General features: G+C 36.5%; 10 protein-coding genes. 6 read left to right on the top strand and 4 right to left on the bottom strand.

Annotated features, from left to right (window positions below; genetic code table 11):
- Positions 1-23 precede the first annotated feature (23 nt).
- Together V179_RS27725 and V179_RS0110115 are read left to right on the top strand one after the other, a co-directional pair.
- Positions 24-1,052: an ABC transporter ATP-binding protein gene (locus tag V179_RS27725; RefSeq protein ID WP_051404916.1), complete on the top strand. Its 1,029-nt coding sequence runs from the start codon at positions 24-26 to the stop codon at positions 1,050-1,052.
- Positions 1,049-2,041 (top strand): ABC transporter ATP-binding protein, encoded by a 993-nt coding sequence (locus tag V179_RS0110115; RefSeq protein ID WP_281384497.1) that lies wholly within the window; start codon positions 1,049-1,051, stop codon positions 2,039-2,041. Before V179_RS27725 ends, V179_RS0110115 begins: the two co-directional genes overlap by 4 nt.
- A gap of 425 nt (positions 2,042-2,466) precedes the next feature.
- On the opposite strand, the gene V179_RS0110110 is transcribed toward V179_RS0110115, so the two are convergent.
- The 4 genes from V179_RS0110110 to V179_RS0110095 form a co-directional block, all read right to left on the bottom strand.
- Positions 2,467-3,705 carry a multidrug effflux MFS transporter gene (locus V179_RS0110110; RefSeq protein WP_028391337.1) on the bottom strand — a complete coding sequence of 413 codons (1,239 nt, stop codon included), beginning with the start codon at positions 3,703-3,705 and terminating at the stop codon, positions 2,467-2,469.
- Between the two features lie 427 nt (positions 3,706-4,132).
- Complete coding sequence (locus V179_RS0110105) at positions 4,133-4,657, bottom strand: DUF2179 domain-containing protein (protein ID WP_028391336.1); 525 nt, start codon at positions 4,655-4,657, stop codon at positions 4,133-4,135.
- A 459-nt stretch (positions 4,658-5,116) separates the two neighbouring features.
- A complete protein-coding gene (locus tag V179_RS0110100) occupies positions 5,117-6,079 on the bottom strand; it encodes a D-2-hydroxyacid dehydrogenase (RefSeq protein WP_028391335.1) in 963 nt (320 codons plus the stop codon).
- A gap of 245 nt (positions 6,080-6,324) precedes the next feature.
- Positions 6,325-7,365, bottom strand: coding sequence for a lactonase family protein (locus V179_RS0110095; RefSeq protein ID WP_028391334.1), 1,041 nt, complete (start codon positions 7,363-7,365; stop codon positions 6,325-6,327).
- Positions 7,366-7,805: 440 nt separating this feature from the next.
- Between V179_RS0110095 and V179_RS0110090 the strand changes: the two genes are divergently transcribed.
- The 4 genes from V179_RS0110090 (at position 7,806) to V179_RS0110075 (ending at position 11,901) form a co-directional block, all read left to right on the top strand.
- The gene (locus V179_RS0110090; protein ID WP_028391333.1) at positions 7,806-8,708 is read left to right on the top strand and encodes an AEC family transporter; all 903 of its coding nucleotides are present in this window, start codon (positions 7,806-7,808) and stop codon (positions 8,706-8,708) included.
- A 379-nt stretch (positions 8,709-9,087) separates the two neighbouring features.
- Entirely contained in the window at positions 9,088-9,498 is a 411-nt protein-coding gene (locus V179_RS0110085; protein ID WP_028391332.1) for a hypothetical protein, read from the top strand.
- 834 nt (positions 9,499-10,332) lie between these two features.
- A complete protein-coding gene (locus tag V179_RS0110080; protein WP_028391331.1) occupies positions 10,333-11,061 on the top strand; it encodes an amino acid ABC transporter ATP-binding protein in 729 nt (242 codons plus the stop codon).
- Positions 11,062-11,082: 21 nt separating this feature from the next.
- Positions 11,083-11,901 (top strand): transporter substrate-binding domain-containing protein, encoded by an 819-nt coding sequence (locus V179_RS0110075; RefSeq protein ID WP_028391330.1) that lies wholly within the window; start codon positions 11,083-11,085, stop codon positions 11,899-11,901.

Raw genomic sequence — 11,901 nt, 5'->3', positions numbered from 1 at the left:
AAATAGAGAGAAGGTGGACCGAAATGAAGAGTTTATTAGAAGTGAAGAATTTACGAATTGACTTTAAAACGTATGGCGGCGAAGTTCATGCTGTAAGAGGCGTCAATTTTGAAGTTAAGCGAGGAGAGACAATCGGGATAGTAGGTGAATCTGGCTGTGGTAAAAGTGTGACAGCAAAAGCAATTATGAAACTATTAGCCTCACCACCTGCTCAATATAAAGAAGGATCGATCACGTATAATGGAATAGATTTGATAGAAGCATCTGAACGTGAAATGGAAAGAATTCGAGGAAACGAAATTAGTATGATTTTTCAAGATCCAATGACTTCCTTAAATCCAACAAGCAAAGTTGGCATGCAGATCATGGAGTCTGTATTAAAGCATAATCAAATGACTAGGAAGAAAGCATATAATCTTGCATTGGATACGTTAAAACTTGTCGGCATTCCTCAACCTGAAAAGCGAATGGAGCAGTACCCGCATGAATTTTCTGGGGGAATGAGACAAAGAGCGATGATTGCGATGGCATTGGTCTGTCAGCCTAAATTATTAATAGCAGATGAACCGACAACAGCATTGGACGTTACGATTCAAGCCCAAATACTAGAGTTAATGAAAGACATTCAAAAGCAATCAGAAACAGCCATTATTTTAATTACCCATGATTTAGGAGTAGTTGCGGAAATTTGTGATCGAGTCGTTGTCATGTACGCGGGGAAAGTAGTTGAATCAGGCACTGTTTTAGAGATCTTTCAAAAACCAAAGCATCCGTACACGAAAGGGTTGTTAAAATCTGTACCCCGTTTCGATATGGATAAATCCGTTCCTTTAGCTCCGATTATTGGTTCGCCACCAGATTTATTTTCGCCGCCAAAGGGCTGCTCCTTTTATCCAAGATGTGATTACGCGATGAAGATATGTATGGAACATGACCCCGATCTTGAAGATGTCGGAGATGGTCAAATTACCGCTTGCTGGTTACAGCATCCAATGGCTAAGGCGATGAATGTAAAAAAAGCAATAAATGCAGGGAGGGGGACGAACCAATGACAACTATTGAGAAATACACGGACCTAAATGACGAATTAATGAAGAAAAATCCCCTCGTTCAGGTGAAAAATTTAAGCAAATACTTTTCAGTAGGAAAACAAAACCTAAAAGCAGTAGAGGGGTTAAATTTTGATATTTATGAAGGTGAAACAGTTGGTCTAGTAGGGGAATCAGGTTGTGGCAAATCGACTGCCGGTAGAACAATGATTCGTTTATATGAACCTACAGATGGTGCAGTATTGTTTCAAGGAAAGAATATTTATGATTATTCTGAAAAGCAAATGGCAAAAGTGCGTAGAGACATTCAGCTTATCTTTCAAGATCCTTATGCGTCGTTAAATCCAAGAATGACAGTAGAAGAGATTATTGGTGAGCCCTTAACAATCCATGGTGTTGTAAAGGGGAAGGCAAAAAAGAAGCGGGTGGAGGAATTATTAAAGCTTGTTGGGCTTAGTCCAGAGCATATTAATCGATTCCCACATGAATTCAGTGGCGGGCAACGTCAAAGAATTGGCATTGCACGGGCACTTGCTTTAAATCCCAAATTTATCGTCTGTGATGAACCAATTTCTGCATTGGACGTATCAATTCAGGCTCAAGTAGTGAATTTGCTCAAAAAATTACAGAAAGAATTGGGTTTAACTTATCTATTCATTGCACATGATTTGTCAATGGTAAAATATATATCTGATCGGATTCTTGTTATGTATCTCGGGAATATGATGGAATTCTCAGATAGTGATACATTATGCAATGATCCGCTTCACCCGTACACTAAAGCATTACTTTCTGCTATACCCGTTCCAGATCCTACACTGAAACGAGATCGAATTGTTTTAAAAGGGGAAGTGCCTAGTCCTATTAATCCGCCGAGTGGCTGTGTATTCCGTACACGTTGCCCCTCTGCGATGGAAATTTGTTCATCATCCACTCCAAAATGGCAGGAGCAAAAACCGGGACATTTTGTAGCATGTCACCTATACTGGTAGTTTATTTGAGGATATGATTTTTATCAAAATTTCAAAAACGCAATCTTCCAATTAAGGTAAAAGAGGGTGTTCAATAAGAATTCTAACCTTCTATACACCGTTTATTGTGTCATTAACAGGACATAAAAAAATCGAAGTAATGTTGTGGGTTTAGATCAATTCCTTAGGCTGTTTTCGTATACTTTGTTGCCCTATTATCCTGGGGTGATTTCCGTTCCAGGTACTCGCTTTCCGCGGGCGGTCTTCAGAAGCCCACACCAGTGCTTCGTACTTGCGGGGTCTCCCTCAACACGCTTCTCTAAGCAGGATTCTCGCACCTTCCACTACAAGCAACATCTACTCGAATTAGTTACTTTGTAAAAAACAACAAGCTTAACGAAAAGAGCCGTTCCATAAGAGAACGCCTCTTTTACTATTTTGATTTACTAATTCCTTGCTCGGTTTTGTTTAGATCGTCCAACTAATACAAAGTAAATGACTAAAGCACCTATTTCAGCTGTAGCAATGATAACCCCAAGAGGCAAAGCAGTATTTTCTCCTGCTATACCAACGAATGGAGCGACGATTCCTCCAAATAAAAATGTCATTAATCCAAGTAAAGCAGAGGCACTACCTGCAGAATTTGCCTGGTCTCTCATAGCAAGTGAGAAGATGGATGTATTGACAACACCGACACAAGATACAAGAATGAATAAAGGAATCAGGATGGCAATTAATCCTATGTTTAATAAAATCATAAGAAGCAAACTAGTTCCCGCTACAGCACTAAGTCCAAGTCCAATCATTAGAAGTTTTGTTTCGCCAAAGCGCGAAGCCAATTTTCCGGTTAGTTGAGTAAAAATAATAATTCCGACCCCATTAACTGCAAAGCATACACTGAACATTTGCGGTGAAAGCTGATAAATATTTTGGAGAACAAATGGCGAACCAGCAATATATGCGAATAGTCCAGCCCCGATAAATCCTTGAGTAAGTGCGTAGCCCATAAATAAACGATTACTTATAATCTGCCTAAACGTTTGGAAGGTTTGTTTAAGCCCACCCTCGGAGCGACGTTCTTTCGGGAGTGTTTCACCTAAACTAGAAAAAACAAAGAATAATGTTATCATTCCAATTAGACTAAGAACAAAAAATATACCTCGCCAAGATGTAAACTCTAGAAATTGACCACCAGCAATCGGTGCTAAAATCGGAGCAGATCCATTCACAAGCATTAATAGCGCAAAAAACTTCGTGAGCTCCGTACCAGAGTAGAGGTCTCTCACAATAGCTCTTGAAATGACTATACCAACTGCACCCGCCCCACCTTGAATGAATCTTAAAATAACAAATATCTCGATCGAGGGTGCTACGATACATAGCAATGATGATAAAATGTAGAGAAAAAGTCCGACAAGAAGTGGTGTCCTGCGACCTTTAACATCGCTTATCGGTCCAGCGAATATTTGCCCAATGGCAAGCCCAACCATGCAAGCAGTTAAACTGAGTTGTGCATATGATGCACTTGTACTTAAATCCTCTGTAAGTACGGGTAAAGCGGGCAAGTACATATCAAGGGACAATGGTCCAAATGCAGATAATGTCCCTAGAATTAGTGCAAGCCATAACCGCTTTGATTTACTTTGAATTTTTGGTGTTTCTAAATTTACTTGTACCTGATTCATTACATATTCCTCTCCTACCTCAATCTAGAATATTCTTAAATCTATCATAAAAAGGAAAGATTTACATTAGCGAATGAAAAAAATTATTTTAATGTTGCATTTTAAAATTTCATAGCTATAACTTTATACAAAATGGATATAGTATTGTTTTTCATATAGCTACTTATAGACATATTCGAAAATTCATTAAGTTGTATAGAAGTATGGTTTATAGTTGATACAGGTCATAAGAAGTAGGAGGGGTATGTTATCAAGGATGACTGATTTGGAACATCTAGCCTGTGATCTTCTTTGGACTTTACAGTTCGACTCTCTGTTGATACGAATATTCAGCTTATTCTCAATAAGGATTTTACTGCTAGCCAATGCGGATTAAATAAAAAAAGCAGCAATCCAATTGGCTGATCGCTACTTTTTATCTTTTCGACTAATATTTCTTATTCATTTTCATTCTTGCTAGCATAAACCCGCCTTTGAATTTAGTAGGTTCATAAGAAACAATGAATGCCTTTGGTTCGAACTTTTCGATTGTCGCATACAGTTCATTTTCTCGATTTCTTTTCGTTAAAATATCCATACGATAACGATTTCCGTCACGTCCTTCTCCGATATAAAGAGTTACACCGAAACCGAGTGTACGAAGTGTTTCAATAAGTTCCGAGTTTTTTTGCTGTGTATTCGCGATAACATTAATATAACCGATTGCTAATTTTCGTTCAATTTTTGTTCCTAAAATAATCCCAATTCCGAAACCGACTGCATAAACAATCATTGCGATTAAATTTTGATCGCCACTAAAAACGAGGGAAAGTCCAAATACATAAATTAACATTTCTACAATCCCAATGACAGAAGCTAGAGATGTGACGCCTTTTACTAAAAAGATTGTCCTTAAAGTAAGTAGCGGAACATAAGCTAATTGCAATAACAAAATGAGTAGAATTTCTTTCATCATGACCACCTCAGTTGTTTCAATTATGTGAAACGTTCATTAATAAGGGTTTATTACATCGACTTATGATTAGCCCCGTATTTGTGGTCGTTAAATCTTCAATCAACCCCTTGATAAAGCGGGCAGTAATAACCCGATTCATTGCATCATAGTGTAAATATTACAGGTGTCTTCATATCTTAATCTGTTTAACCTTAATGTTGTAGGTCTAAACTTTACTTTGTTTAAGAGAGAAAATTCACTGTTTTACACTTATCGGGCTATAGAGGGGAGTTGACCAAACATTGCTGCTTAGAAGAAAGGTAACTGCCCAATTCGGGATAAGTCCAAATCATAATATAGTATAAAAATGTGAGAATCACAATGGGATAAAATTCCTTGATCCAAATGAGTTGACCAAATACAAATTGCTTATATCTTGATAGTCTAATGGATTGTTAATTTCATAAGGAATCATTATTAGTATCCTTTGCGATAATCAACAATATTTATAGTCGGTGTTTTATTATCAACATAGCTTTTGAGATTCGGAATAAAAATATCTTCTATTACTCGTTGATCATAATATTCAGTTATACCAGAAGAATGTGGAGTAATGATAACGTTTTCTAAATTCCAAAGGGGACTGTTTTCTGGTAGAGGTTCCACTGTAAAAACATCCAGTCCTGCTCCTGCTATTTCCTTCAATTTTAATGCAGTAATCATTTCGTCCTCTCTTACAATTTGGCCACGCGCAATATTAATAAAAAATGCAGATTTTTTCATATTTTTGAATTGCTCAGTTCCGAATAAATACTTCGTTTCGTTTGTAAGTGGGAGTGTTACTACTACATAGTCACATTGTGGTAGTACTTCGTTCAGATGTTCAATCCTATACATCGTATCTACATATTCTTCTGTTTTTCCTGAATGGCGAACACCTAGTACTTTCATGCCAAATGCTTTGGCAATTTTTGCTGTTTCAAGCCCAATTGCACCTACGCCAATTATGCCGATTGTTTTTTTGTGTATTTCCAAACTAACATCTGCCTCATCCCAGATTTTGCTTTGCTGCTGTTTCACATAAGTATGTAATTTTCTAGTTAATCCTAGCATTAGGGAGAATATAGTTTCAGATATCGGATAGGCATGTACACCATTTGCACTAGTGACGATAACTTCTTTTTCTTCAAGCTGCTTTAAAGGGAAAGTGTTTACACCTGCACTCCAGGATTGAAGCCACTTCAGCTTAGATTGATCACTTAGTATCGTATCCATTATCTCATTTTTCCGAATCACGATAATCTCTGCTTCTGTTAATTGATCTTGCCATATCTGCGGATCATTGCCAATAAGTATATTCCAGCCTGGTATCACCACTTTTATTTTTTCAATAAATTGGTTTTCTAAATCTGTGTTAATGATTAGTGTTCGTTTAGACATGTTATTCCTCCTCGCAGTGCAAAAGTTAAATCTGAATATAACTAATATTGTAGCAAATTAATAGGAAATACTCTCCCTTTTGACAATTGATACTGTGTATCGTTATGGATATGTCCGTCATTAGTATCAAGAAGTATAGGTAGTTCCTAATTTAGATAAGCATTCAACTAGAAAGTTTGAAGCGGGTGTAGATAAATAAAAGCAGAGATCATTAACAATCTCTGCTTTTACTAAAAAGGTTAATATTATAAAAATTTCACACATACTGGATATGGAACAACTACATTGGATTGTTCTAATGTTAGTTTGCCTGATTTTTCATCACGAGTATAGAGAACTAAATTGCCTGATTGTTCATTAGAAGCAACTAAGAATTTTTCGGTTGGATCTAATACGAAGTCACGCGGCCAATTCCCCTCAGTAGAAGTATGTTCAATGAACGTTAATTTTCCTGTTTCGTTATTTACACTGAAGAGGGCAATGCTGTTATGTCCACGATTCCCGGCGTATATGAAACGGCCATCAGAGGATAAATGAATAGCACTTCCTTGACTATTTTCTGTGAAATCTGCTGGAATAGCAGAAATATATTGCAGTTCTGTAAACTTCGCATCTTCACTGTTATATGACAAGACTATCACTTCATTGCTTAGCTCTGTCATAACATAAGCAAATTTGCCGTTAGGATGAAAGGCGATATGTCTTGGGCCACAGCCAGGTTTAACAGATAAACTTTGTTTCATTTCAAGTGAGTCACCTTCAAGGCTATACGTTACAATTTTATCAATGCCAAGATCAACTACAACAGCATATTTCTCATCAGGTGTAAAACCTGAAAAATGAACATGTGGCTTTTCTTGTCGCTCTACGTTTGGACCAGAACCTGTATGTTGAACGGAAGCTGAAGCTGGATCTACTTTTCCTCCATCTGTCTTATATAATTCCGCTGTACCGCGATGATAATATGCAGTAAGCACCTTTTCATTATTTCGGTTCACACTTACATGACATGGAGATGAACCAGGAGAGACTTCGGTATTCAGTGGAGTAAGTTCGCCATTCTCTTTCGTTATGCGGTAAGAAGAGACGCCGCCAAACTCACTTTCTTTAACGACTGCATACAGAGTTTGACTATCTGCTGTGACTGTTAAATACGTAGGATTTTCGAGCTCTGCTGCTAGAGTGGGCGTACTTAATTCTTTTTTCTCAGTATCAAGTGTAAAAGTATAGATTCCTTTACTATCACCTTTCGTATATGTACCAACATAACCTCTAAATTTTGTCATTTTTTCGCCTCCATATAATTCTTTGAAGTTCTACTTTATCCCGCATTAACGGGCAGTAATAGACCGTTTGGTTTAACTAACAACCAGTGGGGGTGAGGAAAACCCCCACTGATTGAAGTATCACCTTCATCTTACCACAAAACCTTTATATTCAGACAATTCCATGCTCAAACAAAGCGGAATATCACAGTTAAAGAATGATCTGAATGAGACTATGCAAGCTATGTTCCAATATCCAATAATTCTTTATTAATGAATGTTAATCATGGACAAGATGATATTTAAAAAAGTTCATTTGAATTGACAAAACACTTTCAATCTTTCTTTCTATTAATACTGAATAAAAATGTAGTATCTTATTTTGTAAGAAGCTAAGTATTTTGATTTTGATAGAAAAGTGGTACTCTTATCAGTACATAATAGTGATGAAGGTGAACCTGATGGGATTTTTAGGAGTATTACTTCCGATTTTTGCAATATTCATTTTAGGCTTTATTGGTCAAAAGAAGTTTCGCTTCGACACCAAAGTTATTTCAACAATGGCTCTCTATTTAATGAGTCCGTTTTTAGTCTTTCGGACATTCTATACAACAGAATTTGAAAAAGATTATATATATATGATTTTCTATACAGTTAGTCTTTGTTTAGTTCTAATTCTCCTTGTATATTTTGTGGCATTTTTCCGAAAGTATAGCATTAGAGAAACGTGTGCAATGATATTAGCGTCTTCGTTCATGAACAGCGGAAATTATGGTACTCCTGTTGTTTTTCTCTTGTTTGGCGCAACAGGTCTTAAATACGCGATTGTTTTGATGGTGATACAGCAAATGGTTATGTGTACGATAGGCGTATATTATGCTGCTAAAGGTAGTCCCGAAGGAAATGGGATCCAATCAGCGCTTCGTGCAGTTAGAAGAATGCCAATCGTCTATGGTGCAATAGCTGGGGTATTATTTAAATATACGGGAATCTCATTAACTGAACCGATGCTCGCAGCAGTCAGCCTTGTTGCGGATGCTGCAATTCCAACGATAATGATAACGCTTGGTATGCAGCTTGCTAATATTTCAATGAAAAAAGTAGCTGTTAATAAATTATCGCTATCACTGTTTCTTAAACTGGCTATTTCCCCCGTTATCGCGTTTGGTATCTCGTTGGCCCTACCCGTTGATGATTTAGTTAAACAAATTATGATTATTATGGCTGCGATGCCGACAGCGGCGAATACAACGATTTACGCATTGCAATATAATACAGATCCTGAGTTTGTTTCCAGTGCGACGTTTGTAAGCACGGTGTTAAGTTTAGTAACGCTGCCAGTTGTATTTTTTATTGTGATTTAGGGAGATCATTTCTGTTGTTCTCGAGCAAGTTTCACCTATACTCTTGTTGAGAAAAAGAGGAATAGTAAAATAGGTTAAGCATATACTTAATTCATTAAACCGATTAATAAGAATAAAGTGAAATATCAATCAGAGTTTTTCTCTTCCAAAATGATGGTTTGTTAAAACGGGGTAAAATTATTTCTCGGGAAAGCGCAAGTTTTGGCAATTTTTTTGAAAGTAGCAATTTATTTCACGGAAATATACGATTGATAGCGAACTATATCGAAATATCTCTAAATTAAATCGTAAGACAAGCTTTTTTTAACATCAAGTTTTAATATAGAAGTACTATATATGATCCTAGCGGCAGAAAAAAGATGATAATGGGGGAAATCATATGTTGCAAACGGCTATAGAACTAATAAATCGTGAAGAAATAGAAGATATTCTAAAAGAGATAGTTAAAGCTGAATATGAAGAAGTGAGGGAAGAAGGACTGTTGCTATGCATGGAATGTGGTGATGTTGATTTATATATTGCCGCTTCCCATCATGAAGGTCTTCAAGAGGCGATTAACAAGAACTTTGAAACAGATGAATGTGGTGATGTGATTGATCGTAAAGTACATCAGCAACTAATGGATGATTTATTCGAATATTTTCTTGAACTTCATAAAGAAAGCGGCTTTTTCGATTTCTACGCAGCTGGATATTATCTTGTCAATGGTGAAAGACGGGAGTCTGAAACAGACATGTTAGCTCCTAAAGGCTTGTTTTATGCCCCGTTTGAAGATGCAAGAATTGATTAAATAAAGTGAAACTACAATCAGTGAGGGAAGAAGAAAACCTCAGCTGATTGTAGAACTAAGGTCCAATATTTCTCCAGGGTTGAGCTGGGAGTCTTACAAAGTTAATCGAGTAAATGAACAAAAAAGGTCAGACATCGCACGCCATACACAGGTCATAGTGGTACTTGCTCTTAATTTAACCTGTATTGTAGTGGTGGTTCTGACCCTTTTTTGTTATAGGCTTTGGATTTCAATACATTGTGGAATGGAAGGATAAAGCAATTCCCTTCAATTATTACTATGATCTTCTTTTTTTCATTCAATTCTTTAGTCCAGGTTCCGTGACTTGGTTTTTGTTGATTAGAAAGGCTAGCCGAGTTGGTTAGTAGTACATCTACAAAAGCACAACACACATCTTTAATCTCAATATGCTCTTAGAACTTTAAAAAAGAATAAACGAATGGTAAAAAACGGATAATTAATTTTGATAAATGTACTCAAATGGCTGACTTCTTAAAAACCACAATATTATTTGTATGATAAGTAGAAATAGACCTTATTAAACAGTATTTGTAATTAGAACGACATAGTGAATTATTTATATATTCTATATTATCGTGGGCTATCAAAAATTTCCGGGAATCATGTAACGGAATGTATGCGCTTTCAATGAATAATAAACACTGACATTTCTAGCAAAATCAATTATAACAAGATTGTATTTTTTTAATGTTTATTATTAGAGTTGACTAAATTAATTGATTATGAATCCTTATAGTTAGTTATTTCTGAATATTTTAAAAATATAATAAATTCAGTCGTTCTAAATCTTGCATATTATGAGGGGGGCACAATATGATTGTTTTCGATCAAGTGAATAAGTTTTATGGAAATTTTCAAGTACTGAGGAATATTAATCTGACCATCAATAAAGGAGAGGTAGTTGTTGTCATCGGTCCCTCTGGTTCTGGAAAAAGTACGTTACTTAGATGTATTAATCATTTGGAGTCCATAACCGATGGAGTATTAACGGTAAATGGGATTTCAGTGAGCGATAAGAAAACTAATATCAATAAGCTCCGCCGGGAAATTGGCATGGTGTTTCAGCATTTCCACTTATATCCTCATAAAACCGTTCTTCAAAATATCATCTTAGCACCTATGAAAGTTTTAGGACAAACTGAAGCACAGGCTAAAGAAACCGCCCTTACATATTTAGAAAAAGTAGGAATTTCTGATAAGGCATATTCATACCCTTCACAACTTTCCGGTGGCCAGCAGCAACGTGTTGCTATCGCAAGAGGGCTTGCGATGAGTCCTGAAATCATGCTTTTTGACGAACCGACATCAGCGCTAGATCCTGAAATGATTGGGGAAGTACTTGATGTTATGAAGGCATTGGCACATGAAGGGATGACGATGGTTGTTGTGACCCATGAGATGGGGTTTGCCCGCGAAGTGGCAGACCGAATTGTATTCATGGATCAAGGTCAAATCTTAGAAGAAGCAACTCCGGCAGAGTTTTACGAGAATCCAAAAGAAGTAAGGGCTCAACTATTTCTCAGCCGTATATTAAATCATTAAAAAATTGAAGGAGGAACACAAATGATGTATCCAAAGAAGTTTTTTAAAATGGCATTACTGCCAGCAATAGCAGCCCTGATACTAGCAGGTTGTGGAAACAGTGATACAAGCTCTAAATCAGGTAGTAGTGAAAAAACAGGTGTATTAGCAAAAATTGAAAAAGAAGACAAAATTGTATTCGGAGTTAAAAATGATACACGGCTCTTTGGTCTAAAAAATCCAGGTACAGGAGAAGTTGAAGGATTTGATATTGATATTGCAAAAGCGCTTGCCGGTGAAATTCTTGGCGATGAATCTAAAGTTGAGTTTAAAGAGGTAACATCTAAGACTAGAATCCAACTTTTGAAAAATGGTGATATAGATGCGATTATCGCAACGATGACTATTTCAGAAGAACGTAAAAAAGAAGTAGATTTTACTGATGTGTACTTTGATGCAGGACAATCGTTGCTCGTGAAAAAAGGAAGTGATGTAACAGGCATTGATAGCCTTACTGGGAAAACAGTATTGGCTGTTAAAGGATCGACTTCATCAATAAATATTCGTGAAAAAGCACCGGATGCAAACGTGTTAGAATTTGAAAACTACTCAGAAGCATTTGCAGCTCTTAAACAAGGTAAAGGTGACGCCTTAACGACAGACGACTCTATTCTTTATGGTATGGCTGACGAGGATCCGAGTTTCGAATTAGTTGGAGGTACATTTACAGAAGAACCATATGGAATTGCCGTGAATAAAGGTAATGAAGATTTTGTAAAAAAATTAAATGAAGCATTGAAGGTGCTAAAAGATTCTGGTAAATACGATGAAATCCATGATAAATGGATAAAAGAAGATTAA

Source organism: Bacillus cihuensis, from assembly GCF_000504145.1.
GTDB classification, from domain to species: domain Bacteria; phylum Bacillota; class Bacilli; order Bacillales; family DSM-1321; genus Peribacillus; species Peribacillus huizhouensis.
Note: the sequence above shows the minus strand (reverse complement) of the source record. Positions and strands in the feature narration are given on the sequence as shown.

Coding starts and splice junctions, on each gene's coding strand:
- V179_RS0110085 (WP_028391332.1), top strand. CDS start 9,088: ATGTTGCAAACGGCTATAGAACTAATAAATCGTGAAGAAATAGAAGAT.
- V179_RS0110110 (WP_028391337.1), bottom strand. CDS start 3,705: ATGAATCAGGTACAAGTAAATTTAGAAACACCAAAAATTCAAAGTAAA.
- V179_RS0110105 (WP_028391336.1), bottom strand. CDS start 4,657: ATGAAAGAAATTCTACTCATTTTGTTATTGCAATTAGCTTATGTTCCG.
- V179_RS0110090 (WP_028391333.1), top strand. CDS start 7,806: ATGGGATTTTTAGGAGTATTACTTCCGATTTTTGCAATATTCATTTTA.
- V179_RS0110100 (WP_028391335.1), bottom strand. CDS start 6,079: ATGTCTAAACGAACACTAATCATTAACACAGATTTAGAAAACCAATTT.
- V179_RS0110075 (WP_028391330.1), top strand. CDS start 11,083: ATGATGTATCCAAAGAAGTTTTTTAAAATGGCATTACTGCCAGCAATA.
- V179_RS0110115 (WP_281384497.1), top strand. CDS start 1,049: ATGACAACTATTGAGAAATACACGGACCTAAATGACGAATTAATGAAG.
- V179_RS0110095 (WP_028391334.1), bottom strand. CDS start 7,365: ATGACAAAATTTAGAGGTTATGTTGGTACATATACGAAAGGTGATAGT.
- V179_RS0110080 (WP_028391331.1), top strand. CDS start 10,333: ATGATTGTTTTCGATCAAGTGAATAAGTTTTATGGAAATTTTCAAGTA.
- V179_RS27725 (WP_051404916.1), top strand. CDS start 24: ATGAAGAGTTTATTAGAAGTGAAGAATTTACGAATTGACTTTAAAACG.